General features: G+C 40.3%; 22 protein-coding genes and 1 pseudogene. 19 read left to right on the top strand and 4 right to left on the bottom strand.

Going from position 1 to position 24,547, the window contains the following annotated elements:
• Positions 1 to 46 precede the first annotated feature (46 nt).
• The 11 genes and pseudogenes from kdsA (at position 47) to secA (ending at position 12,575) form a co-directional block, all read left to right on the top strand.
• The gene (kdsA, locus tag J3U91_RS03580; RefSeq protein WP_002816795.1) at positions 47 to 901 is read left to right on the top strand and encodes a 3-deoxy-8-phosphooctulonate synthase; all 855 of its coding nucleotides are present in this window, start codon (positions 47 to 49) and stop codon (positions 899 to 901) included.
• The gene (locus J3U91_RS03585; RefSeq protein ID WP_002819220.1) at positions 888 to 1,841 is read left to right on the top strand and encodes a KpsF/GutQ family sugar-phosphate isomerase; all 954 of its coding nucleotides are present in this window, start codon (positions 888 to 890) and stop codon (positions 1,839 to 1,841) included. The genes kdsA and J3U91_RS03585 overlap by 14 nt, the downstream gene beginning before the upstream one ends.
• Positions 1,842 to 2,088: 247 nt before the next feature.
• Positions 2,089 to 3,174, top strand: coding sequence for a zinc-dependent alcohol dehydrogenase family protein (locus J3U91_RS03590; RefSeq protein ID WP_044888989.1), 1,086 nt, complete (start codon positions 2,089 to 2,091; stop codon positions 3,172 to 3,174).
• 158 nt (positions 3,175 to 3,332) lie between these two features.
• Positions 3,333 to 3,962 carry a CBS domain-containing protein gene (locus J3U91_RS03595; RefSeq protein ID WP_002819218.1) on the top strand — a complete coding sequence of 210 codons (630 nt, stop codon included), beginning with the start codon at positions 3,333 to 3,335 and terminating at the stop codon, positions 3,960 to 3,962.
• A gap of 253 nt (positions 3,963 to 4,215) precedes the next feature.
• A pseudogene (gene ppdK, locus J3U91_RS03600) lies at positions 4,216 to 6,857 on the top strand (pyruvate, phosphate dikinase).
• Positions 6,832 to 7,122 (top strand): hypothetical protein, encoded by a 291-nt coding sequence (locus tag J3U91_RS09980; protein WP_002820355.1) that lies wholly within the window; start codon positions 6,832 to 6,834, stop codon positions 7,120 to 7,122. The pseudogene ppdK and the gene J3U91_RS09980 overlap by 26 nt, the downstream one beginning before the upstream one ends.
• A gap of 105 nt (positions 7,123 to 7,227) precedes the next feature.
• Entirely contained in the window at positions 7,228 to 8,157 is a 930-nt protein-coding gene (locus J3U91_RS03605; RefSeq protein WP_071418214.1) for an IS30-like element ISLpl1 family transposase, read from the top strand.
• Positions 8,158 to 8,342: 185 nt separating this feature from the next.
• Complete coding sequence (locus tag J3U91_RS03610) at positions 8,343 to 8,507, top strand: hypothetical protein (RefSeq protein ID WP_002819207.1); 165 nt, start codon at positions 8,343 to 8,345, stop codon at positions 8,505 to 8,507.
• A 27-nt stretch (positions 8,508 to 8,534) separates the two neighbouring features.
• A complete protein-coding gene (locus J3U91_RS03615; RefSeq protein WP_002819204.1) occupies positions 8,535 to 9,470 on the top strand; it encodes a helicase-related protein in 936 nt (311 codons plus the stop codon).
• Between the two features lie 241 nt (positions 9,471 to 9,711).
• A complete protein-coding gene (locus J3U91_RS03620) occupies positions 9,712 to 10,140 on the top strand; it encodes a ComF family protein (RefSeq protein WP_226489978.1) in 429 nt (142 codons plus the stop codon).
• 68 nt (positions 10,141 to 10,208) lie between these two features.
• On the top strand, positions 10,209 to 12,575 hold the full coding sequence (gene secA / locus J3U91_RS03625; protein ID WP_002821513.1) for a preprotein translocase subunit SecA: 2,367 nt from the start codon (positions 10,209 to 10,211) through the stop codon (positions 12,573 to 12,575).
• A gap of 10 nt (positions 12,576 to 12,585) precedes the next feature.
• Here secA and J3U91_RS03630 read toward each other — a convergent pair whose 3' ends face one another.
• From J3U91_RS03630 to J3U91_RS03640, 3 genes are all read right to left on the bottom strand, one after another.
• Entirely contained in the window at positions 12,586 to 12,882 is a 297-nt protein-coding gene (locus J3U91_RS03630) for a hypothetical protein (protein WP_002819200.1), read from the bottom strand.
• A gap of 302 nt (positions 12,883 to 13,184) precedes the next feature.
• Positions 13,185 to 13,823: a YigZ family protein gene (locus tag J3U91_RS03635; RefSeq protein WP_002819198.1), complete on the bottom strand. Its 639-nt coding sequence runs from the start codon at positions 13,821 to 13,823 to the stop codon at positions 13,185 to 13,187.
• The gene (locus J3U91_RS03640; protein ID WP_002816785.1) at positions 13,820 to 15,109 is read right to left on the bottom strand and encodes a replication-associated recombination protein A; all 1,290 of its coding nucleotides are present in this window, start codon (positions 15,107 to 15,109) and stop codon (positions 13,820 to 13,822) included. Before J3U91_RS03640 ends, J3U91_RS03635 begins: the two co-directional genes overlap by 4 nt.
• A gap of 232 nt (positions 15,110 to 15,341) precedes the next feature.
• Here J3U91_RS03640 and rpsL point away from each other — a divergent pair, with 232 nt between their 5' ends.
• The 5 genes from rpsL (at position 15,342) to ribF (ending at position 20,467) form a co-directional block, all read left to right on the top strand.
• Positions 15,342 to 15,755 carry a 30S ribosomal protein S12 gene (gene rpsL, locus J3U91_RS03645; RefSeq protein ID WP_002816784.1) on the top strand — a complete coding sequence of 138 codons (414 nt, stop codon included), beginning with the start codon at positions 15,342 to 15,344 and terminating at the stop codon, positions 15,753 to 15,755.
• Between the two features lie 12 nt (positions 15,756 to 15,767).
• Complete coding sequence (gene rpsG, locus J3U91_RS03650) at positions 15,768 to 16,238, top strand: 30S ribosomal protein S7 (protein WP_002816782.1); 471 nt, start codon at positions 15,768 to 15,770, stop codon at positions 16,236 to 16,238.
• A 16-nt stretch (positions 16,239 to 16,254) separates the two neighbouring features.
• The gene (gene fusA / locus J3U91_RS03655) at positions 16,255 to 18,363 is read left to right on the top strand and encodes an elongation factor G (protein WP_002819197.1); all 2,109 of its coding nucleotides are present in this window, start codon (positions 16,255 to 16,257) and stop codon (positions 18,361 to 18,363) included.
• A 246-nt stretch (positions 18,364 to 18,609) separates the two neighbouring features.
• Complete coding sequence (truB, locus tag J3U91_RS03660; protein WP_002819196.1) at positions 18,610 to 19,506, top strand: tRNA pseudouridine(55) synthase TruB; 897 nt, start codon at positions 18,610 to 18,612, stop codon at positions 19,504 to 19,506.
• A complete protein-coding gene (ribF, locus tag J3U91_RS03665; protein ID WP_002819195.1) occupies positions 19,493 to 20,467 on the top strand; it encodes a riboflavin biosynthesis protein RibF in 975 nt (324 codons plus the stop codon). Before truB ends, ribF begins: the two co-directional genes overlap by 14 nt.
• Positions 20,468 to 20,476: 9 nt before the next feature.
• Here the strand turns inward: ribF and J3U91_RS03670 are convergent, their stop codons facing one another.
• Positions 20,477 to 21,007 carry a GNAT family N-acetyltransferase gene (locus tag J3U91_RS03670; protein WP_002819194.1) on the bottom strand — a complete coding sequence of 177 codons (531 nt, stop codon included), beginning with the start codon at positions 21,005 to 21,007 and terminating at the stop codon, positions 20,477 to 20,479.
• A 91-nt stretch (positions 21,008 to 21,098) separates the two neighbouring features.
• Between J3U91_RS03670 and grpE the strand changes: the two genes are divergently transcribed.
• Genes grpE through J3U91_RS03685 form a run of 3 tightly spaced genes read left to right on the top strand, consistent with a single transcriptional unit; the run spans position 21,099 to position 24,530 of the window.
• Positions 21,099 to 21,695, top strand: a complete 597-nt coding sequence (grpE, locus tag J3U91_RS03675; protein WP_002819192.1) for a nucleotide exchange factor GrpE — start codon at positions 21,099 to 21,101, stop codon at positions 21,693 to 21,695.
• Positions 21,696 to 21,707: 12 nt separating this feature from the next.
• On the top strand, positions 21,708 to 23,561 hold the full coding sequence (gene dnaK / locus J3U91_RS03680) for a molecular chaperone DnaK (protein WP_002819191.1): 1,854 nt from the start codon (positions 21,708 to 21,710) through the stop codon (positions 23,559 to 23,561).
• A 39-nt stretch (positions 23,562 to 23,600) separates the two neighbouring features.
• Positions 23,601 to 24,530: a DnaJ C-terminal domain-containing protein gene (locus J3U91_RS03685; RefSeq protein ID WP_002819185.1), complete on the top strand. Its 930-nt coding sequence runs from the start codon at positions 23,601 to 23,603 to the stop codon at positions 24,528 to 24,530.
• Positions 24,531 to 24,547: the final 17 nt, after the last annotated feature.

Genomic DNA, 24,547 nt, shown 5'->3' on the forward strand with positions numbered 1-24,547 from the left:
TTGAAGGAAAGATCATCTTTTCAAAATTTATTTTAAGGAGAAGTTTATGACAGAAAAAATTTCTACCGTTTTTAAAGATTTTGCTTTTAAAGATTCTCAATTGACTCTTTTAGCGGGTCCTTGTGCAATTGAATCATATGAAACTTGCGCTCAAGTTGCCGAGAAACTGAAGGAAATTACCGAAAAGCTCCATATCAATTATGTTTTTAAGTCTTCCTTTGATAAGGCCAATCGGAGTTCCGCTGATTCCGACAGAGGCAGCGGCTTGGAAAAGGGCCTCGCGATTTTGGAAAGGATCAAAAAGAATTTTGATTTACCAATTGTGACCGATGTCCACGAATCATATCAGTGTCAGCCAGTCAGCGAAGTTGCCGATGTCTTACAGATACCAGCATTTTTGAGTCGACAAACCGATTTGTTGTTGGCGGCTGCAAAAACCGGAAAAGTCGTTAACATCAAAAAGGGCCAATTCATGGCACCTGAAGATATTAAATCGGCAACTTCCAAAATCGACCCAATTACGTCGAAGATTCTGATCACGGAGCGGGGAACCAGCTTTGGTTATCATCGCTTGGTTGTTGATATGACCGGTCTGATCGAGATGAGGGAAGCCGGTTTTCCAATCATCTTCGATGCGACTCATTCTGTTCAAGTTCCAAGTGCTCATGGCAATCATTCCGGTGGCAATCGGGATTATGCTTTTCCATTGATGCGGGCTGCCTTGGAAATCGGCGTTGACGGCATTTTCGCCGAAGTTCATCCTAATCCGCCGGAAGCTATCTCCGATGCCGATAATCAATTATATTTGAGCAAGATTGAACCGATTTTAGTCTCTGCCAATCATATTTTTCAAGAACACCTGGCCAGCCAAGAGGAGAGGTCCGCTGATGGCTTATTATGAGATCGCTCGTGATGTATTTGCAAAGGAATCGGCTGAGCTTGCAAGCGTGGCTAAACGTTTAGACGATAAATTTGACAAATTGGTCGATCTGATTAACGACACCAATGGCCGGATTGTGTTCATTGGAATTGGCAAATCTCAAATTATTGCCGAAAAAATTTCTGCTTCGCTTTCATCTGTTTCAATTCATAGTTTTACAGTCGATGCCGGAACAGCTTATCATGGAGACCTTGGCCGGATATCAGATGATGATTTGTTAATTTTCGTTTCGAATAGTGGCGAAACACAGGAAGTTGTCCAGACTCTTTTTGCATTGCAGACGATTTATCCAAAGGGTCTTAAAACAGTCTCTTTGACCGGCAATTTGGATTCCACTTTGGCAACTAATACCGGTCTGGCTTTTGACCTTGGCGTCTCTAAAGAAGCTGATACTACCGGGCTTGCTCCAACTAGTTCGACGACAGCAACACTGGTATTTGGGGATGCTCTTCTGGCAGCTATGGAAAAGAGTATTTCCTTTAATAGAAATCAATTCGCTTTGTATCATCCTGGTGGGACAATTGGGAAGCTATTGCTGCAAAGAGTTAAACATGTTATGCATGAAAAGGTTCCTTATGCCAACGAAGACACGCCGATTAACGAAGTTATTTATCAGATCAGCGATTATGGTATCGGAATGACTTTGGTCAAAGATAAAGATAGCGGCAAGGCGATTGGGATTGTTACCGATGGAGATATTAGAAAGAAATTCCTGTCGGTTCAATCTGTTAAAAAATCAGTAGCTTCTGATTATATGACGAAAGGCTTCGTTAGTATCAATCAGGAAAAGCGTAATAGAACCGCTTGGCAGTTAATGGCCAATCATGGAATTTCAAACTTGGTAGTTATTGATAACGACGAAAAAGTTGTTGGCGTTGTGACCATCCATGATGTTTTGTAACTGATTAATTGGTTAACTGGAATAATAATTTTTGAAATATCTATTTGGAGGGACTAATCTTGTTGATTAGTTCTTTTTTTAAACTTACATAACGATAATATTATTTGTCTAGTTTAATAATTACTGTTTTTGTTTTTTCATAATATTGCATATATTATGTATGTGTATGAACCGTTAGGCTTAATTTAAAATGAATTCAAGCCAAAATGAGTTTGTTGATGTTTTATTTGAAAAAGAGGTTATGCTTATGAAACCTGAAAATACTTTTAATTCAAAAGAATCTGTTGATGTTGGCGGTTCTGAAAGAATTCCCAGCGAAATGCGGGCTTGGGAAGTGGCTAGCCCAGCGCCAATTGATAGCTCGCCATCGCCCATTCATTTTGTAAAACATCCGGTTCCGGTCCCTAAAACCAGTGAAGTGTTGGTTCGGGTTATTTCGTGCGGTATTTGCCACACTGATCTGCATGTTGCCGAAGGTGATCTTCCGGTTCATCATCCCCACGTAATTCCCGGCCATGAAATTATTGGGCGGGTCGTCGCGAACGGCCCACAAGCAGGTCGTTTTAATTTAGGCGATCGGATTGGAGTTCCTTGGTTGCGTTGGACCTGCGGCGTATGTACTTATTGCCGATCCGGCAAAGAGAATCTTTGTCCTAATTCGCTTTATACTGGTTGGGATCATGATGGAGGGTATGCCGAATATGTGACTGTTCCAGAAGGATTTGCTTATCGGATTCCGTCTGCTTTTAACTCGGTCACTGCTGCGCCGCTGCTTTGTGCCGGCATCATTGGCTATCATGCTTTTCGTCGGGCAAATGTTCCGGCCGGAGGCCGCCTAGGTCTTTATGGTTTTGGTGGTTCTGCTCATCTGGCAGCTCAGATTGCCATTGCTCAAGGTATTGAAGTCCACGTATTCACGCGTGGAAAAGACGCACAGCGTTTTGCTTTGGAACTAGGTGCGGCGTCGGCCCAGGGCGTTTACGACCCATCTCCGGTCTCTTTGGATTCATCAATTCTTTTTGCTCCGGTTGGCGATATCGTGCCGAAAGCTTTGGAAAATTTGGCAGCCGGCGGGACATTAGCACTAGCCGGTATCCATTTAACCGATGTTCCTTCGCTGAACTACCAGAATCATTTGTTTCATGAAAAAGTTCTTACTAGTGTTGAAAGTAATACACGTCGCGATGGTGAAGAATTCCTGACTTTGGCCGATCGATTGAAGATTCATCCAAAAACAACTGAGTATCCTTTTGAAAAAGCCGATGAAGCGCTGCGCCATTTGTCGCACGGCGATATGCAGGGCGCCTGTGTTTTGCGCATCAGCGAAGGATGAATTTTTAATCCGAGAATTATGTTTAATAAAAAAAACAGTTCGAATCTTTATGAAGAACGCACTAATGCTATAACTAGTATGTATTAAACAGGTGGATCGGTTATGCTTGTAATATCGCAATCTAATTTTTGATTAAAAATATTTATGGAGTTATTAGCATGGACTTTACGAAACGACAAACTCGCATTATTAATATGCTGAAACAAACCAGCCCTTTGACCAGTGAAAAAATTGCTGGTAATTTAGAACTTAGTGTTTCGACAATTAGACCGGATTTGCGTTTTCTAACTTCGGTTGAAATTTTGAATGCCCGTCCAAAAGTGGGTTATGAGTTTAAGGGCAACCAATTATTGAACTTTGATTACGATCATATTTATCAGACGCCTATTTCTGAGATTTTACTGCCAACGACCGAAATTAAGGCTAGTGACACACTTCAGGTGGCTGTCGGGAAATTATTTTTAAAAGATGTTGGTTCTCTATATGTTGTCAATGAAAAAGGTGATTTGGTTGGTTTAATTTCCCGAAAAGATCTTTTGCGGGCCAGTTTGAATAATAGTAATGTTCAGTCAATGATGGCCAGCATTATAATGACGAGAATGCCGAATATTATTACAGCAACTCCTGATATGTCGGTTATCGAAGCCGGGAAATTGCTTTTACTTCATAAGGTTGATTCTTTGCCCGTGGTAGAGAAACAGTCAAGCCGTCATGCGATTGGGAAAATAACCAAAAACAGAATTTTTCAACATTTCATCGAAATCGGTATGAAAACAATAAACAATTGAATTTGAATTTTAAATAAAATAAAAAGGGACTTTTTTGTATCTTTTTTATAATATTTGTTAAGCATTAATTTTTTATAAAATACGTCATATTTAAAAAAATATTAAAGCAATATTCAGGTCATATTAAGAAATAAGACCGGTTTAAAGGCTTTTTGATATAAATTTAATGTAAGCGCTTGCTATTTTTTTGAATATATTATACATTATATATTGAACCAATAATACGTATTATTTGTTCAAAAGGAGCGAATATATGACTAAACAAATATATGACTTTTCAGAAGGCAATATGAAAATGCGCGACTTGTTGGGAGGGAAAGGCGCCGGTTTGGCCGAGATGACCAATATGGATCTGCCAGTTCCACACGGTTTCACGATTACAACTGAAGCCTGTCACGATTACCAACGCAGACAGGAATTAAGTGAACAGCTTCTGGCAGAACTTGATCAGTCACTAAGTGCCTTAAGCAGGCTGACGGGCAAACAATTCAATGGATCAGATCATCCATTACTACTTTCAGTCCGTTCAGGCGCTGCTATTTCGATGCCTGGAATGATGGATACAATTTTAAATATTGGATTAAATGATCAAACGGTTATTGCATTGGCAGAATTAACCGGTAATGAAAGATTCGCATACGATAGCTACCGGCGTTTACTGGCTATGTTCGGTAACGTTGTCGATGGAATTCCGGAGGATGATTTTGATCAAATTTTGACGGATACGAAAATTGCCAATAATTACGAATCGGATCTGGATTTAACAATTGATGATTTGAAGGAAATTGTAGCCAAGTTTAAGAATCTTTACGAAAATTACGATCATGGTGGTTTCCCTCAGGATCCAAAAGAACAACTTCTAGCAGCTGTTAATTCGGTTTTTGATTCTTGGAATAACCATCGGGCACAGATTTACCGTCGCCAAAATAATATTTCAGAAGATCTCGGAACTGCGGTAAATATTCAGGAAATGGTTTTTGGCAACTATGGAGAGGACTCAGGAACGGGAGTTGCTTTCACGAGAAACCCATCAACTGGCGAGGAAGGCCTTTTTGGAGAATATTTGCTTAACGCTCAAGGAGAAGATGTTGTTGCAGGCATTCGGACACCGAAACCAGTCTCTGTTCTAAAGGAATCAATGCCAATCTTGTATGAACAATTGTTGGATATCGCAAAAAAGCTGGAAAATCATTATCGTGATATGCAGGATCTGGAATTTACGATCGAGAACGGAAAAATGTATTTGCTTCAAACTCGTAGTGGCAAACGAACACCGACGGCATCTGTTAAAATTGCCGTCGATCAGGTTAATGAAGGTTTGCTTAGTAAAAAAGAGGCTTTGCTTAGGGTTGAACCGGAATCTGTTTCGAAAATGCTCCATCCGGAATTTGAAGAAGAGGATCTTCGACAACACGAGATTCTCACAACTGGACTCCCAGCTTCTCCTGGGGCTGCAAGCGGACAAGTTTATTTCACAGCCCAAGACGCAAAACAAGCTAGCGATAATAATAAAAAGGTCGTTTTGATGCGTGCCGACACGTCTCCGGAAGATATCGAGGGAATGATTGTCAGTCAGGCAATCGTTACTTCGCGGGGCGGTATGACATCGCACGCAGCTGTTGTGGCACGTGGGATGGCTTCGACTGGGGTCGTTGGAGCTCACGAATTAGAAGTCGATTATCAAAAAAAGTTGCTAAGGTTAAGAATCAATTGATTCACGAAGGCGATTGGGTTTCGGTCGATGGCACAAGCGGAAACTTGTATTTAGGCAGAATCAAGACCACTGATGCAACGATCAAAGGCGAACTTTCCGTGTTGCTCGGATGGGCAAAAGAAGCCAGCAAAATGGGTGTTTATACAAATGCCGATACACCAAAGGATTTTCAAAAAGCTTTGGATTTCGATGCCGACGGGATTGGTTTAACCAGGACCGAGCACATGTTTTTCAAACCGGAACGCTTGTTGCAAATGCGTCGTTTAATTTTGGCTGAAGATGCTGCTGGCCGAAAGGACCCTTTGAAAAAACTTCTTCAAATGCAGCAGGGGGATTTTTACGAAATTTATAAGTTGGCCCGCGATAAAGAGGTTACGATCAGACTATTGGATCCGCCACTTCATGAGTTCCTGCCGCATGATGAAAAAGAAATTGAAGTCGTTTCCAAACAGACACAAATTAGTTCGGAAAAACTTAAAGATCGGATTGATTCCTTGAAAGAATCAAACCCAATGCTTGGTCATCGTGGAGACCGTTTGGCCGTTACCTTCCCGGATATTTACGAGATGCAGGTTCAGGCAATCATGAACGCTGTCGTCCGCTTGCATAATGAAGGAGTTGAGGTTTCTCCTCACATCATGATTCCGTTAACAAATTCAAAACAGGAAATGGCCTGGGTTCGGAATCTGGTGGTTAAACAGATTGATAGAGTATCGACGGAAAACGATATCGCTGTTAAATATACAGTGGGAACAATGATGGAAATGCCACGTGCCTGCATCACAGCCGATGCAATCGCAGAATGTTCGGATTTCTTTAGTTTTGGTACAAATGATTTGACACAATTAACTTTTGGCTACTCCCGGGATGATATCGGTTCTTTTGTACCGGCATATATCAAAGAGGGAATTCTTCCTGTTGATCCTTTCCAGACTGTTGATACCGAAGGTGTCGGCGAATTAATGAAAATTGCGGTTGTTAAGGGAAGAAAAACGAAAAAAGATTTGCCAATCGGTGTTTGTGGCGAAGTGGGCGGCGATCCGAAATCAATCGAATTTTTTGAGGAAATTGGCGTAACTTATGTTTCCTGCTCGCCTTATCGAGTACCAATTGCACGACTGGCTGCTGCGCAAGCACATATTCGGAGCGTTGTTAATGAACCTCAATTTGAAAAGGTTTGAAAATTTATCTCAAATAATTTTAAAAGCTCCTTGGCGGAATTTTTCAACAAGGAGTTTTTTTATTAGAGTTATTTTAATTGTTTTTTCGCTTTTGATATATTTGAACAAATATTTTTGCAAAATCTTTTATCTGGATGTGAGCATAAGGCTGATTATGTCAGCAATTTTAAAACCGGAAACCAACAAAGGATGGCTAAAAACGTTTAAAGAAATTAAAGTTTTATTCATCGCTTTTGAAAAGGATAGCAAATACTTGAATTTATGATAATTTGGTAGATTGTAAAATTAATCCGAACGCTGTTCGGACAAAAAAGATCAGCTTCCTTTAAAATGGTGTTTACCACAAACCCATCTTTTAGGAGCTGATCTTTTGTCTAGTATAACCTATTCCGAACGAATTAAAATCGAAACCTTTTGTGAACTAGGGCTGTCCAATATCCAAATGGGCGTTCGGCTGAACCGATCACCGTCAACAATTTCTTATGAATTATCTCGATGTCAACCTTATCAGGCTGAATTAGCACAAACAGATGCCGAATACAAGCGATCACGATGTGGTCGGAAAACTAAGCTGAGCGATGAGTTAAAGCAAAAAATTCTCAACCATTTACGTCTAAGCTGGTCACCAGGAATGATTGCTCACGAATTTAAACTAGCTACTAAATCTATTTATAATTGGCTAAATCAGGGGAGAATTGGTTTCTCCTTGAATGATCTACCTGAACATGGCGTACGCCAACGGCGTAACGTTGACCAACGATCCAAATATAATCAATCTTTGGGGCGATCAATTGAACAGCGTCCCATGATGATTAATCAACGTAATCGCATCGGCGATTTTGAACTAGATACAGTCGTTGGTCCTCGTGGGCATAGTAAGGCAGTTTTATTAACTTTAATCGATCGAAAATCACGGTTCCTTTGGGCATACCGGTTAAAAGATCGGACGACAGCGACTGTTAATGAAGCACTAACTAAGTTCCTAACCACTTTTAATGGTCCGGTGCACAGCTTTACTGTGGACCGTGGCACTGAGTTTAGTGGGCTAGTATCACTTGAATCACAATATGGTATTAAGACCTATTACTGCCATGCTTATACGCCAGCTGAACGTGGTAGTAATGAACGCTTTAATCGGAATTTACGTTATTTTTATCCTAAAGGGACTTATTTTGAGCACATTAGTGCTCAAGGCTTGAAAACCACCTTACTCGAAATTAATCAGAGGCCACTTAAAATACTTGACTGGCAAACACCTTATCGGGTTATGCTGACAAATTTGTCCAAAAATTCGGATTAAATTTGCAATCTACCATTTCGAATTATTACGGTCGACTTGTTTTGAAATCCCGTTTTGAAACAGTAGAGGATCAACGGATCAAAATATTACCGTCTTTTGATAAAAATGGCTACTGTCAGCGCTGCCGACAACGGGCTGTTTGCTCCTTACCAGACCAAGAATACTTTTGTACTGTATGTTTAAAAATGGGCCGAAATTCGAGTTTAAACTGTTTTTGGCACGCTGAAGATATTCGTGGAAAAAAACAAGAGAGCTGTTTGAATTGGAATGGACAACTGACTCGGCAGCAGCAGAAAGTATCTAATGAAATAATTGCTTCGATTAACAATAAAGAGAACCGATTGATTTGAGCTGTAACAGGGGCTGGAAAAACAGAAATGATTTTTCCGGCGATCGATCATGTAATTAAAAAGGGTGGCCGGGTTGCAGTTGTTTCCCCAAGAATCGACGTCATTTTAGAGCTTGCGCCGCGCTTAAGAAAAGCTTTTTCCAAACTGGATTTAGTGCTTTTATATGGAGATACGCCGGAAGAGTATCATTATACGAAATTAGTTTTGGCAACAACCCATCAATTACTTAAATTTTCGCAGGCCTTTGATTTATTGATTATTGATGAAGTCGATTCTTTTCCTTTTCATGGCGATTTGATGCTGGAATCGGCTGCTTTACGAGCCAGGAAAAAAATTGATTCAACAATTTATTTAACAGCAACACCAACAAAAAAATTAATTAATGACTACCGAAAAAAGCGGTTGGATGCTTCTTTTCTCCCACTAAGGTTTCACCAACATTTATTACCGGAATTAACTTTTTCACGAATTGGCGATTGGCGCAAGCAAATAATAAAAAATCGTTTGCCAAGAAAATTGAAGATCCAAATCGAGAAATATCAAAAAAGCGGTCAGCGATTTTTACTGTTCGTCCCAAAGGTCAGCGATTTGAAAAATACTTTAGAAACTATTGAAAGTTTTTCGGAAATCAAGGGACTGTCTGTTCATGCGGCCGATCCTGAGCGCAAAAGCAAAGTTCAGCAAATGCGGGATCGAAAAATACAATTTCTTGTTACGACAACAATTTTGGAACGCGGGGTAACTTTTCCGGGAATCGACGTGATTATTCTTGGAGCCGACAATCAAATTTTTTCAGTTAACGCAATTGTTCAAATTGCCGGTCGGGTCGGCCGTAATAAAGATCGTCCGAGTGGTTTGGTTTTAGCTTTAATCGAAGAAAAAACGCAAGTTTTGATACGAGCGTCTCGACAAATTCGTTTTATGAATGAAAAAGGTCTAAAACAACTCAATAATGTTCAATAACTGTTTGGTTTGCGACAATTTATTTAATTCTGATCATCATTTTTCCGATTTAATCTGGCCAAATTTTAAGAATAATCCTTTGTGCCAGGAGTGCCGAAATAAAATCGAATTACTTTCCGGTGAAAAATGTGAAGATTGTGGACGCGTTACGTCAGAGAAAATTTGTCAGGACTGTTTATATTGGCGAAAGAAGTTTGATTTTAGTCTGTCCAATCATTCCTTGATTTGTTATAACGACTGGATGAAAAAATTTATGCATCAGTATAAATTCGTTGGTGATTATAGATTACGGCTGGTTTTTTTGGAAAAATTGTCCGACAAATTTAAAAATACAATTATTAAATCTGATTTTGTTATTCCGATCCCAATTAGTAAAAAAACATTGCAGATACGAGGTTTTAATCAAGTAACGGGTCTTTTTGATTTTGCTAGAAGTCGGATGTCGACGAAAATTCTTCAGGTTAAGCCAAAAGAACAGCTTTCAAAATTAAACCGTCGTCAACGTTTGAAAAAAGAGAATCTATTTTATTTGACCGGTTCCTCTATCGAAAATAAATCGGTGCTGCTGCTCGATGATGTGTACACTACCGGAACGACTCTTCATCAGACAGCGGCAGTATTATATGAAGCTGGAGCAAAAAAAGTTAACAGCATTACTTTGGCCCGTTAGAATATTTATGTCTTAGTTGCTATAATATTTATCAGTGAAAATGTGCCTTTTTGGGCAGAGGAGTTAATTTGGTTAATCCAGTTAGAAAGTTAATTGAAAATCCAAAACGTCAGTTACATAAATATGAACATTTAGCTGATTTGACAGAAGCGCATGCGGACGAAATGGCTGCTTTATCGGATAAGCAGTTACAGGCTAAGACCGACGAATTTAAAAGTCGTTATAAAAATGGTGAAACACTCGATCAACTTTTGCCAGAAGCCTTTGCGGCGGTTAGAGAAGCCGATAAACGCGTTCTCGGTCTTTATCCATTTAGAGTCCAAATTATCGGTGGTGCCGTTTTGCATGGTGGAAATATCGCCGAAATGAAGACCGGTGAAGGTAAGACGCTAACTGCCACGATGCCAGTTTATCTGAACGCCCTGCCGGGCGATGGTGTACATGTTGTTACCGTTAACGAATATTTAACCCAATATCAAGCCGAAGAAATGGGCCAGGTATATAAATTCATGGGTCTCTCGATTGGCGTCAATTTAAATGAAATGCCAAATGATGAAAAACGGGCTGCTTTTGCCTGTGACATCACTTATACAACCAATTCGGCAATCGGATTCGATTATCTGCGTGACAATATGGCTCAAACGATGGAAGAAAGGGTTGTCCGTTCTTTGAATTATGTCTTGATTGATGAGGCTGATTCTATTTTGATTGATTCGGCCCGTACTCCTTTGATTATTGGTGGCTCTTCCGATAATGTAAACATGTTCTATCAAAGAGCCGATCGTTTTGTTAAGACCCTTGATGAAGGGGAAGACAAAGATTATACGGTTGATGAAGAACAAAAGACTGCAATGTTAACCAATCAGGGAATTCATAAGGCCGAAATTTTCTTCAATATTGATAACTTGTACGATGATCAAAATGTTGCTCTGGCTCACTTTATCGAAACTGCTTTGCGGGCTAACTATTCTTTCTTCCGCGATAAAGATTATGTTGTCCGCGATGGAGAGGTTAAATTGATTGATCAATTTACCGGGCGTATTTCCGAAGGAACCAGAATGTCTGATGGCCTGCATCAAGCTTTTGAAGCCAAAGAAGGCGTCGAGATTCAGGGCGAAGGCACAACACTGGCTTCGATCACTTTGCAAAATTTCTTTAGAATGTACAAAAAAATCTCTGGTATGACTGGAACGGCTAAAACCGAAGAAGAAGAGTTAAAAGAAATTTATAATATGGAAGTTGTTCAGGTACCGACTAACGAGCCTGTCAGACGAGTCGATGAGCCAGATGTTTTGTATTTTAATTTACGCGGAAAATTTAATGCCGTTGTCGATGAAATCGACCGGCTTTATAAAAAAGGGCAGCCGGTCTTGGTCGGAACTGTTTCGGTTGATACTTCCGAGCTTCTCTCGCAGATGCTTGATAAAAAAGGTATTCAACATAATGTTTTGAATGCTAAAAATAATGCCAAAGAAGCGGAAATCGTTGCTCAAGCCGGTCAACGCGGTGCTGTAACGATTGCGACCAACATGGCGGGGCGTGGAACTGATATTAAGTTAGGCCCGGGAGTAGCTGATCTTGGCGGATTGGCCGTTATTGGAACCGAACGCCACGAGTCTCGTCGAATTGACAACCAGTTGCGTGGTCGTTCCGGACGTCAGGGAGACCCTGGATTTTCTCGTTTTTACCTAAGCCTGGAAGATGATTTGATGGTTCGTTTTGGTGCCGACCGAATCAAGCAGATGATGCAGCGGATGAATCTTGATAATGATGATTCGGTTGTTAAGAATCGTATGATTTCCCGTTCAATCGAATCGGCCCAAAAACGGGTTGAGGGAAACAATTACGATACTCGTAAGCAAGTCCTTCAGTATGATGATGTTATGCGCCAACAGCGTGAAATTATCTATGATGAGAGAACTCAAATCATGAAGTCGACCGAATCTTTGAAGAGTATTTTTTTGCCGATGGTTTATCGAACGATCGATCGGGTTGTCAATGCTCATACAACCGGTCAGCAAAAAGATTGGGATCTTCTATCAATTGTTGATTTTGTCGATAATGCTTTGGATAATTCCGGAGAAATAACGGTTGCTGATTTAAATGGTAAGAGTCTGAATGATATTAAAGTTTTGCTGTATGATTTGGCTAATCGTGAGTTTTTTGCAAAACAGGATGCATTGTCAGACAAAGAACAAATGGTTAATTTTGAAAAAACAATTATGCTGCGTTCGATCGATCAACACTGGATGCAGCACATTGACGATATGGATCGTTTACGCCAATCGGTTATGATTCGGTCTTATGGACAATATAATCCCTTAATCGAATACCAAACAGCAGCCTTTAGTACCTATAACAAAATGATTGACGATATCGAGTACGATACGACTCGTTTGTTTATGAAAGCTCAGGTTCGTCAGAATTTGCATTAAAAAAACGGAATTAATTTCCGTTTTTTTGTTGACTTGAATTCATTAATTTATAAAGCTGATAAAGAAAACTCCAAGCAAAAATCATGCTTAGGATAGCGCAAATTAATAAAGTAATCCGATTTCCGAGAAAAATCCCGGCAATCGTAATTATCCCGAGTACTAATAGGATTAACCCGTTGTAAAGGGTCATTTTTTTAACCTCTGGATATCTTTTTGCTTCCCAGAGCAATAATTTTTTTTGTTGAGTCAATAAAAAGGATCCTAAAAGCAAATCGACCCCTGCTAAGATGATTCCGATAATGTTCATAAATTAAATTCTACATTTTGCTTACAAAAAAAGCACCCGTTAAACGGATGCCGACACCGATGCTGCCGTTAGCTGACTTGCAGATTTTGACCCCTGAATAAAAGGTGGGAACCAAGATCATGCTGCGGGCGTCCAAATGAAAAGGCCTGCCTTAGACAATCACCGCTATTCCCTGGTCAATAGTTGTAAGGCAAAAACTGATAGTTAAGTCCAACGCGTACAGCCAAGTGCTTATACATATTATATCAGCTGCTTATTTTCATCAAGTAGCGATAACTTTTTTATTAAGATATCTCAAAAATTCATTCATTCTCGATTATTGATGGTCGCGGTTCCTCATTTATTTTCTTCACTATTATTCTTCCGGAAAATAAATCGATCAGTCGTTTTTGAAAATTTTTACTGTCACTTGTTTCAACCAAGATCACCGCTTGGACTTTTGTTTGATAGTTGGTTTCCATGACCACTGCTTTTTGTTTTTCTATAAAATATTTAAGCTTGTCGATTAAAGAGTAGTCAAAAATCAATTGAAGTCGATCATAATTGACCAAAGTGGCAAGTTGGGCATTTTCGATCGTTTGGGAGGCCGACTGGGAATAGGCTCGAATTAGACCGCCGGCTCCCAATTTTATTCCGCCGAAGTAGCGGGTGACGGTAATTAAAACATTAATCAAATTATTTTTTGTGATTGCGTCCAAAACCGGTTTTCCGGCAGTTCCAACAGGCTCTCCATTATCGGACATTCTTTGGATTTCCCGATTAAGGCCAACTGTGTAAGCGAAAACAACGTGGTTGGCGTTCGGATTTTTTTTCCGAACATTTTCGATGATTTTTTTAGCTTCTTGTTCTTCTTTGAGCGGGTAAATATCAGCAATGAAGCGCGACTTTTTAATTATTAATTCTTTTGTGGAATTTTGTTTTACTGTAATCAACTGTTTCAATTTTTTAGACCGTTTTGTTGGTTTTCTTTTAATTTGGTATACGTTTCGGATAAGATTTGTTCGAATTTAGAATTTCCTTTGGCCGCAAAATATCTTTTATTCTTTATCTTGTCGGGCAAATATTGTTGGGCTACCCAGTCGTTTGGAAAATCATGTGGATATAAATAATCGATTTGTTGATTCTTTGTTTTTCCCCAATTTCTTGTATTTTTTAAGTGAATCGGTACATCTCCGGTATTACCTTTTTCGATGTCGCCAATGGCACTGTTGATTGCTCCATAAGCAGAATTTGATTTTGGCGACAATGCTAGTTCGATGACTGCGTTGGCCAGTGGAATTCTTGCTTCGGGAAGGCCAAGTTGAAGAGCTGCTGTGACGGCCTGGACTGCATGGGCAGCTGCATTGGGATTAGCCAAGCCAACATCCTCGTAAGCGATCACTAAAAGCCTACGAGCAGCAATTGTCAGGTCGCCGGCTTCGAGAATTCTTCCAAGATAATAAATACCGGCGTCCGCATCTGATCCGCGAATTGATTTTTGAAAAGCGGAAATGACATCATAATGAGCGTCCCCATTTTTGTCGCCGGACATTGATTTTCGTTGGATGGTTTCCTCAATAATTGGTAGAGTAATATGAATTTCTTTTTCTTTTCCAACTGCTTTAGTCGATAAAACTGCTAGTTCTAAGCCGTTTAAAGCGCTTCTCAAGTCTCCGTTGGTTGCTGTTGAGAGATGATTTTTTGCCTGATCGTCCAATTTGATATTGTAATTTCCCAATCCGTTTTCTTTGTCCGATAAAGCGCGATTGATCGCAGTTTTGATATCTTTTTCCGAAAGTGCTTCGACGTGAAAAATTTGTGTTCGCGATCTAATCGCCGGTGTGACTGATAAATAAGGGTTTTCGGTGGTTGCGCCTATTAAAACAATTCTTCCCGATTCCAAGTGAGGCAGAAGAAAATCCTGCTTTGTTTTATCCAATCGATGAATTTCATCAAGCAGCAAAATAACCGAGCCTGACATTTTTCCTTCTTCTGCAACTTCTTGAAGTTCTTTTTTTCCATCTGTTGCAGCATTTAAGATCCGAAAGGACAATTCCGTCGAGCCGGCAATTGCTGAGGCGATCGATGTTTTCCCGGTTCCTGGTTCTCCGTACAGTATCATAGAAGAAAGACGGTGTGCCTGTACCATCCGCCAAATTATTTTTCCTTTGCCAATTAAGTGCTGTTGGCCAACTACATCTTCAATTTTTTTAGGCCTCATTCGAAAGGCCAAAGGCTGCTTATTCATACATTTATTTTAGGTTAAAATATTCGATATTAAAAATATCTATTTTTGAGTTCGACCTTTGCTTATAGTTGACGGTTCGCCGGGGATGTTATACACTATTTACGTGCTTTCTTGCGCTTTTGTGCGGTTAAAAGCATTTTTTAAAGTCCAATTGAGGACACGCCTGGTACTGTGGACAGGCCATAAAAAAAGCAAGAAAAACCCAGTATTATCAATTATTTAGGAGAAATATATGCCAACTATTAACCAATTAGTTCGCAAGCCTCGCAAGCCAAGGACTTTCAAGTCCAAGGTTCCAGCTTTGAACTTTGGATATAATTCTATGTCCAGAAAACAAACCAACAATACTGCTCCGCAAAAACGCGGTGTTGCTACTCGTGTCGGAACAATGACACCTAAAAAGCCCAATTCGGCTCTTCGTAAGTATGCTCGTGTTCGTCTTTCAAACCAGTATGAAGTTACTGCCTACATTCCAGGAATTGGCCACAACCTTCAAGAACACTCTGTTGTTTTAATTCGTGGAGGACGTGTTAAGGATCTTCCTGGTGTTCGTTACCACATTATTCGTGGTGCCCTTGATACCGCCGGAGTTGAAGGCCGTATGAACGGACGATCAAAATATGGCGCAAAGCGGCCAAAGAAGTAAAGGAGTAGACCAATGCCTAGAAAAGCTTATACAAAGCAACAAGAAGTGTTGCCAGACCCAATTTATAATTCAAAACTTGTTAGTCGTTTGATCAACAAGTTAATGCTTGATGGAAAACGTGGAACTGCTTCATCTATCCTCTATAAAGCTTTCGATCGTATTCAGTCCGAGACTGGTAATGATCCGGTGGAAGTATTTCAGCAAGCAATGGAAAATGTCATGCCTGTCCTTGAAGTCAAGGCTCGCCGTGTTGGAGGATCCAACTATCAGGTTCCTATCGAAGTTCGTCCCGAGCGCCGAACAACCCTAGGCCTTCGTTGGATTGTTCAGTATGCACGCTTGCGTTCCGAACGGACGATGGAAGAACGTCTTTCAAAAGAAATCATGGATGCAGCCAACGGTACCGGAGCTTCAGTTAAAAAACGCGATGATACTCATAAGATGGCCGAGGCCAACCGTGCCTTTGCCCATTATCGTTGGTAATTAAGAAGGAGATTATATGGATACTCGTGAATTCCCTCTAGACAGGACCCGCAATATTGGAATTATGGCTCATATCGATGCCGGTAAGACGACAACGACTGAACGTATTCTTTATTACACGGGAAAAATTCATAAAATTGGTGAAACCCACGATGGCGCTTCACAAATGGATTTCATGGATCAGGAAAAGGAACGTGGAATTACTATCCAATCAGCAGCAACCACTGCGATTTGGCATGGTTTTCATGAACAATGGAAAGATACTCCATATCGTGTTAACATCATTGATACCCCTGGACACGTTGACTTCACGATTGAAGTTGAACGTTCATTGCGTGTTTTGGATGGAGCGATTGCCGTTTTGGATGGAGCTGCCGGTGTCGAACCACAGACTGAAACCGTTTGGCGTCAGGCGACCACCTATGCTGTTCCTCGTCTTGTTTTCGTTAATAAGATGGATAAAATGGGTGCCGATTTTCAAATGTCGGTTGATTCGTTAAAAGAGCGCTTGGATGTTAATGCCAAAGCTATCCAATGGCCGATTGGAGCAGAAGATGATTTTGCCGGTGTAATCGACTTAATTCAGCGAGAAGCTTGGTATCCCGACGATAAATTGGGAACTGAGTGGGAAAAGCGTCCAATTCCCGATGACCTAAAAGATTTAGTTGAAGAAAAACGTGACGAATTGATCGAAGCGGTTGCTGATGTTGATGATTCTTTGATGGAAAAGTATCTTGGTGAAGAAGAAATCACTGTCGATGACTTAAAAGCGGCTATTCGTCGTGCAACTCTTGCTTTGAAGTTTTATCCGGTTTTGGCTGGATCAGCTTATAAAGATAAAGGTGTTCAACTTTTGTTGGATGCTGTCGTTGATTATTTGCCGTCGCCGCTTGAAGTTCGCCCATATACCGCAACTGATCCTGATACCGGCGATGAAGTCGATTTGAAAGCCGACGACAAGAAGCCCTTTGCTGCTTTGGCATTCAAAATTATGACTGATCCTTATGTTGGCCGTTTAACCTTCTTGCGTGTCTACACAGGTACTTTAAAGTCCGGTTCTTATGTTCAAAATACGACTAAGGATACTCGTGAGCGTGTTGGTCGTTTGCTACAAATGCATGCAATTACTCGTCGTGAAATCGATGAGGTCTTTTCCGGCGATATCGCAGCTGCAATTGGTTTAAAAGCCACTTCAACCGGTGATTCGTTAACTTCGGTTGATCGTCCGCTTGTTCTTGAATCGATGGAATTTCCTGATCCGGTTATCCAGATGGCTGTTGAACCGAAGACTAAAGCCGACCAGGAAAAGATGGCCGAAGCTTTGCAGAAATTGTCTGAAGAAGACCCTTCTTTCCACGCTGAAACAAATTCGGAAACCGGTCAAACTTTGATTTCCGGAATGGGTGAGTTACATCTTGATATCATGGTTGATCGTATGCGTCGTGAGTTTAACGTTGATGTTAACGTTGGTACTCCACAGGTTGCTTACCGTGAAGCCTTCACAAAGACAGTTCAAGCTCAAGGTAAATATATTCGCCAGTCTGGTGGAAAAGGTCAGTATGGTGATGTTTGGATTGAGTTCTCGCCTAACGATGAAGGTAAAGGTTTTGAATTTGATAATGCAATTGTCGGTGGTGCTGTTCCCCGTGAATACATCCCGGCTGTTGAGCAGGGTCTAAAGGAAGCAATGCAGTCCGGTCCTTTGGCTGGTTATCCATTGGTTGATTTGAAGGCCAAACTTTATGATGGTAGTTATCATGAAGTTGATTCTTCCGAAGCAGCTTTCAAAATCGCCGCTTCTATGTCTTTGCGCGAAGCTTCTAAGACGGCTGGTGCTGTGATTCTTGAACCAATTATGAAGGTTTCTATTGTTAGTCCGATTGATAACCTTGGTGATGTGATGGGTCATGTCTCGGCTCGCCGTGGAATGATTGAAGACCAGGAAACTCATGGAAATACTGTTACTGTTACTTCCAAGATTCCTTTAGCTGAAATGTTTGGTTATACAACGACTTTGCGTTCGGCAACGCAGGGACGTGGAACATTCCAGATGTTCTTTGACCATTATGAAGCCGTTCCTCGTAATGTCCAAGAAGATATTATCAAGAATGCCGGTAAAGAATGATTATATAAATTAAGGCGAACCTTGGCTCGTCTTTTTTTATGGAAAATATCTTTTAATCCGGGCAAGTGCCAACCTGTTAACTGTAAAAAATTCCTTCGTAAAATGTTTTTTAAAGTTCCTGTCACTGAAGTAAAATTGTAGTCGTGGGTTGTTGGATTTATGAAAAATACTGATTTTTTAGATGGCTTTAATCGCCGATATTTTTTAGTGGGTCTCATTAAATAAATAATTTGGCAGGGAGATGGAATGTATAACGGAATTGTTTTGGTTGATAAGCCAGCAGGTTTGACCAGTTTTGATGTGGTTGCTAAATTAAGAAAAATATTCCAACAAAAGCAAGTTGGACACACCGGGACACTTGACCCTTCTGTTACCGGATTGCTTGTGATTGTACTGGGCAAAGCAACGAAATTAATTGATTATCTTCAAGAAAATCAAAAGCAATATCGCGGTACTTTGATTCTCGGATTAAAAACCGACACCCAGGATATGGATGGTCAGGTAACTGAGATGCAGTTTTTAAAAGAAGCAATCGCCGATTTTAAAAAAAAAGCCGCTTTCGATAGTTTCCTTGGAAGTTCCGACCAGCTTCCACCGATGTATTCGGCTGTTAAAGTTGGTGGAAAACATTTATACGAATTAGCTCGAAAGGGTGAAACTATCGAACGAAAATCCAGAAAAATAAAAGTGATGGAATTTCAACAGGTTGGCGGTTCAAAATTCGATGCTAGCAAGGGCCAGGAATATATTAATTTTGTTGCAACTGTATCAAAAGGAACTTACATACGAACTCTAATCGAAGATTTTGGCGCAAAATTAGGTTTACCGGCCACAATGATGAGACTGAGGCGTATCGAGGCGGATGGATACGATGTTAAAAATTCGATTAATTTAGAAGAAATATTAGCCAGCAAAACACCTAGGAAATTTATTATTCCAATGGAAAAGCTCTTACCAACGCTACCGAAGTATTCGGTTGGCAGCGATGACTGGCAGCTTATTAAAAATGGCGGTTGGCTAAAAGAATTACCGATTTCTGTTTCACCAGTTAAAATTTTTTACAATAATAGTTTTCAGGCTATTTATGAAAAACAGGATGGATTTTATAAGCCAAAAAAGATGCTGATTCATGAAGATCATTAATTTGCAATTTCCGAATAAATATAGTGCCAAGAAAAAAGAATTTGTTTTGGCAATGGGATATTTCGATGGACTTCACTTAGGCCATCGAGCAGTTATTCAACAGGCAAAAAGAATTGCCGATAAACAACATTTAAAACTTGCTCTTTTAACTTATTCTCAATCTCCGGCTGGATTTTACGTTAATGACCCCGTTTTAAAGGTTCCAATTCTTCCTTTTCGGCAAAAAATGCAAATGCTTGAGAAATTAGGCGTTGATACCATTTTTTTGATTGATTATAATTTAACGTTCGGTTCGCAAAGCCCGGAGGATTACGTTGATAATTATTTGGCAAAACTCGGTGCCTCGGTTGTAGTTGCCGGTTTCGATCATACATATGGTTCTCTGAAGGACAAGGCTGATATGAAGCATTTACCAAGATATGCCAATGGACGTTTCGAGGTTTATACGGTCGGAGAATGTTCGGATTATTTTGGCAAGATATCATCAACGAGAATTCGTCGCTTACTATCTGAGGGAGATCTTCAGGCTGTTAACGAATTACTAGGTTATCAATTTCAGACAGTCGGTTTCGTTGTTCATGGCAATCAAATCGGCCGCCGGATTGGTTTCCCGACTGCTAATCAGGCTTTGGAGGAGAAACAATTATTGCCCAAAAGTGGTGTTTACGCTGTCAGAACAAAAATTGTTACCGGTCCGCTTGCCGGTAGGTCTTTTAACGGCATGGCTTCAATTGGCCGTAATGAAACTTTTGGTAGTGACAATCCAATAACGATTGAAATTAATTTGTTCGATTTTTCAGCCGATGTTTATGACGAAGAAATTATCGTTTATTGGATTTCCTTTCTGCGCGAACAGGTGAAATATGCTAATGCCGAAGCATTAATTGATCAATTAAAGCAGGATCGAATCGATAGTCTGGATCTTTTAAAAGAGATACCAAAAAGCAAGAATTACTCTTGATCCCATATACTATTTATCAATTATTAACTGATAGGCAATTCTGGCATTGTCTTGATATTCATTCACGTAAATAATGCCTCGTTTTTGAAAGGATAATTTTTCTCCGAGATGCTGCATGGCATAATTAAGCCGATGGGTATCAAAACGAACTTGATTAAAACCAAGTTTTTTTGATTCTTCGATTAATAATTGAAAGAAAATTGTTGCCAGGTGGCGACCTGCAAATTGATCAGCAATTGCTATTCGATGGATTGTTGTGTAATGCAAGTTATTCTCCTGCAGCCAACTGCCGTTTTCTATTTTTTCATAACTTTTTTCTGGAATCTGCATCAAGGCGGCAACTCCGGCAATTTCTTTATCGACAATCAGCAAGTAGGACCAATTTTTATCGATATCCGTTTTGAAAGAATTTTCGTCTGGATATATGCCTTGCCATTGGGGAGATCCGGCAGCTTTCAAACGTGATTTGGCCGATTTGATAATCTCCATAATTTCCGGAATATCTTTGTCTTTGGCTAATCTGATTGAAATTTTTTTCATGATTTAATCTTATCTCAAAAAAATGTTTGACCAATCTTGACTATTTGACCAATATTGTTTATTATTTTCAGGTACGAATTGAGGTGATCTTTTGGTAGAAAAAAAGAAATCGCAGGCAGAAAAGAACAATCAGTCAGCAACTGAAGAGGAAATCGAAAAAGCAGTGAAAGGATCCAAGCGTGATTCGAATGCAGCCGATGAAAAAAATTCGGCTTCAGCAGCAGCTTCGTCTTCAGCTGTTTCCGATGCTGAACCGGCAGTTGACTATGAGGACAAGTTCTATCGCGCTGAAGCGGAGATGCAGAATATGCAGCAACGTTTTAATAAAGAACGTGCCAGTATTCTCAGGTACGAGGGACAGGATTTGGCGAAAAGTATTTTGCCGGCACTTGATAATTTAGAGCGTGCATTGTCTGTTAGTGCTGACGATCCCGCTTCAAAAAAGATTCAGGATGGTGTTGAACTGACTTACAAATCTTTAAGCAATGCTTTGACCGATAACGGTATCGTTAAAATTGGCAGAGCTGGTGATCAGTTTGATCCAAATCTTCACAATGCAATTCAAAAGACACCTATTGATGATCCCGAAAAGCAAAAAGAGGATACAATTGCCGTTGTTTTGCAAAAGGGTTATCAATTGCATGACCGGGTTCTGCGTCCGGCAATGGTTAGTGTTTATACGAAATGAGGAGGACTTCGAATGTCAAAAATTATTGGTATTGATTTAGGAACTACTAATTCAGCTGTTGCCGTTATGGAAGGCAGCCAGCCAAAAATTATTACAAATCCAGACGGTGGACGTACCACTCCATCAGTTGTTGCTTTTAAAAACGGTGAAATTCAAGTAGGGGATGTTGCTAAGCGGCAGGCAATTGTTAATCCGGAAACAATTTCGTCTATTAAGCGTCATATGGGTGAAAGTAATTATCGTGTTAAGGCTAACGGCAAAGAATACCGTCCTGAGGAAATTTCTGCGATGATTTTGCAATATATCAAAAAGTATGCAGAGGATTATCTCGGAGAAACAGTTAATGATGCTGTTATCACGGTCCCGGCTTACTTTAACGATGCACAACGTCAGGCAACCAAAGATGCTGGTAAGATTGCCGGGTTGAATGTTCAGCGTATTATTAATGAACCGACTGCTGCTGCCTTAGCCTTTGGTTTGGACAAGCTGGACAAAGATCAAAAGATTCTTGTTTACGATCTTGGTGGTGGAACTTTTGATGTTTCCATCTTGGAACTGGGTGATGGAGTATTTGAAGTTCTTTCGACTAACGGTGATACTCATCTTGGTGGTGATGATTTTGATCAAAAAGTTATCGATTGGCTTGTCGAAGATTTCAAAAAAGAGAATGGAGTTGATCTTTCAACTGATTCTTTGGCTCTTCAACGTTTGAAGGATGAGGCTGAAAAGGCCAAAAAAACTTTGTCTTCTGCAAATGAAGCACAGATTTTGTTGCCATTTATTCATCAAAATTTGAATATCGATAAGACTTTAACGCGTGCACAATTTAATCAGTTGACTGCTGATTTGGTTGAACGTGCAAAGGGTCCAGTTCAAAATGCGATGAAAGATGCCGGTTTGAGCTTCTCTGACATTAATGAAGTTATCTTAAATGGTGGTTCGACTCGTATTCCGGCGGTTCAAGATTCGGTTAAAGAATTAACCGGTAAGGAACCAAACCATTCGATTAACCCGGATGAGGCCGTTGCTCTTGGTGCCGCAATTCAAGGTGCCGTTATTACCGGGGATGTTAAAGATGTTGTGTTGCTTGATGTTACTCCTTTGTCATTAGGTATTGAGACAATGGGTGGAGTAATGACCAAGTTAATTGACCGTAATACGACTATTCCAACTTCTAAGTCGCAGGTTTTCTCGACTGCTGCCGATAACCAGCCGGCTGTTGATATTCATGTTTTGCAAGGTGAGCGTCCAATGGCTGCCGACAACAAGACACTTGGAAATTTTCAATTGACCGATATCCCTGCTGCACCACGTGGTGTTCCACAAATTGAAGTCAGTTTCGACATTGATCGTAACGGGATTGTTTCTGTTTCTGCCAAAGATAAAGGAACCGGAAAGAGTCAAAAGATTACGATTCAAAATCCTGGAAATCTATCTGAAGATGAAATCAACAAGATGGTTAAAGATGCTGAATCCAACGAGGAAGCAGATAAGAAGAAGAAAGAGGAAGTCGACTTGCATAACCAGGTTGATCAATTGATTTTCTCTAGTGAGAAGACTTTGTCCGATGTTGGCGATAAACTTGGTGATTCTGATAAGAAACCGGTACAAGATGCTTTGGATGAGTTGAAGAAAGCCAAGGACTCAAATAACATCGAGACCTTAAAAGAGAAGAAAGACGCTCTTGAAAAGGCCGCTCAAGCATTGGCTGTGAAACTTTATCAACAGGCTGGGCCACAATCAGGTGCTGCCGGACAAACTGGCAAGGCTGGACAAGCCGGACCTAACAGTGATGGCAAGACTGGTGACGATGGAAAAACGGTTGATGGCGATTTTAAAGAAGTCAATCCAGACGATAAAAAGTAATTAATAAATTGTTGGGTGAAATTCCCAACCTACATAATTATGGATAATGAAGAATATTACAAAATTCTTGGCGTGGCAAAGAGTGCCAGTCAGGATGAAATAAAACATGCTTACCGGAAGATGTCAAAGAAATATCATCCGGATTTGAATCATCAGCCAGGAGCGGAAGACAAGTATAAGCAAGTTCAAGAAGCTTACGAAACTTTGGGCGATCCTCAAAAACGAGCGGCTTACGACCAATACGGCAAGGCTGGTGCAAATGCCAACAATGGCCAAGGTGGTTTTGGTGGTTTCCAACAGAGTGGATTCAATTTTAATGGTCAGGATTTTGGTGATTTTAGTGATATTTTCAGCCAGATGTTTGGAGGATCTTTTAATCCAAACGCACCAAGAAAAGGCCGCGATTTACAATATCGAATTAATTTAACTTTCGAAGAGGCTGTTTTTGGCAAAGAAACCGAAATCAAGTATGTTCGTCAGGAAAGCGGTGGCAATTCCAAAGAACACACCGTTAAGGTCACAATTCCAGCCGGTGTTGAAACTGGTCAGCAAATGCGTTTGGCTGGTCAAGGAGAAGCTGGAACGCACGGTGGCCCTTATGGTGATTTATATGTTGAATTTATTGTTGGCAAGTCCAAGGATGGTTTTGAACGTCAGGGAGCAAACATTTATCTTGAAGAACCGATTAATTTTGTGCAAGCTGCTCTTGGTGACAAGATCAAGGTTAAAACCGTTCACGGTGATGTCGAACTAACAATTCCGGCCGGAACTCAGACAGATACTGAATTCAGGTTGCGAGGAAAAGGCGCTCCGTATGTAAATTCTTCGCGAATTGGGGACGAATATGTTAAGGTCATTGTCCAAGTACCAAAGAGACTAAATGATAAAGAAAAGAAGGCATTGAAAACTTATGCCGATCTGCGTGGAGAAAATGTTAATCCACAAAAAAGAAGGGGACTGTTTGGCTAACAAATAGTCTTTTTATT

The organism is Oenococcus oeni, assembly GCF_020510245.1.
Taxonomy (GTDB): Bacteria; Bacillota; Bacilli; order Lactobacillales; family Lactobacillaceae; genus Oenococcus; species Oenococcus oeni.

Coding starts and splice junctions, on each gene's coding strand:
- kdsA (WP_002816795.1), top strand. CDS start 47: ATGACAGAAAAAATTTCTACCGTTTTTAAAGATTTTGCTTTTAAAGAT.
- J3U91_RS03585 (WP_002819220.1), top strand. CDS start 888: ATGGCTTATTATGAGATCGCTCGTGATGTATTTGCAAAGGAATCGGCT.
- J3U91_RS03590 (WP_044888989.1), top strand. CDS start 2,089: ATGAAACCTGAAAATACTTTTAATTCAAAAGAATCTGTTGATGTTGGC.
- J3U91_RS03595 (WP_002819218.1), top strand. CDS start 3,333: ATGGACTTTACGAAACGACAAACTCGCATTATTAATATGCTGAAACAA.
- J3U91_RS09980 (WP_002820355.1), top strand. CDS start 6,832: ATGAACCTCAATTTGAAAAGGTTTGAAAATTTATCTCAAATAATTTTA.
- J3U91_RS03610 (WP_002819207.1), top strand. CDS start 8,343: ATGGGCCGAAATTCGAGTTTAAACTGTTTTTGGCACGCTGAAGATATT.
- J3U91_RS03615 (WP_002819204.1), top strand. CDS start 8,535: ATGATTTTTCCGGCGATCGATCATGTAATTAAAAAGGGTGGCCGGGTT.
- J3U91_RS03620 (WP_226489978.1), top strand. CDS start 9,712: ATGAAAAAATTTATGCATCAGTATAAATTCGTTGGTGATTATAGATTA.
- J3U91_RS03630 (WP_002819200.1), bottom strand. CDS start 12,882: ATGAACATTATCGGAATCATCTTAGCAGGGGTCGATTTGCTTTTAGGA.
- J3U91_RS03640 (WP_002816785.1), bottom strand. CDS start 15,109: ATGAATAAGCAGCCTTTGGCCTTTCGAATGAGGCCTAAAAAAATTGAA.
- rpsL (WP_002816784.1), top strand. CDS start 15,342: ATGCCAACTATTAACCAATTAGTTCGCAAGCCTCGCAAGCCAAGGACT.
- rpsG (WP_002816782.1), top strand. CDS start 15,768: ATGCCTAGAAAAGCTTATACAAAGCAACAAGAAGTGTTGCCAGACCCA.
- fusA (WP_002819197.1), top strand. CDS start 16,255: ATGGATACTCGTGAATTCCCTCTAGACAGGACCCGCAATATTGGAATT.
- truB (WP_002819196.1), top strand. CDS start 18,610: ATGTATAACGGAATTGTTTTGGTTGATAAGCCAGCAGGTTTGACCAGT.
- ribF (WP_002819195.1), top strand. CDS start 19,493: ATGAAGATCATTAATTTGCAATTTCCGAATAAATATAGTGCCAAGAAA.
- J3U91_RS03670 (WP_002819194.1), bottom strand. CDS start 21,007: ATGAAAAAAATTTCAATCAGATTAGCCAAAGACAAAGATATTCCGGAA.
- dnaK (WP_002819191.1), top strand. CDS start 21,708: ATGTCAAAAATTATTGGTATTGATTTAGGAACTACTAATTCAGCTGTT.
- J3U91_RS03685 (WP_002819185.1), top strand. CDS start 23,601: ATGGATAATGAAGAATATTACAAAATTCTTGGCGTGGCAAAGAGTGCC.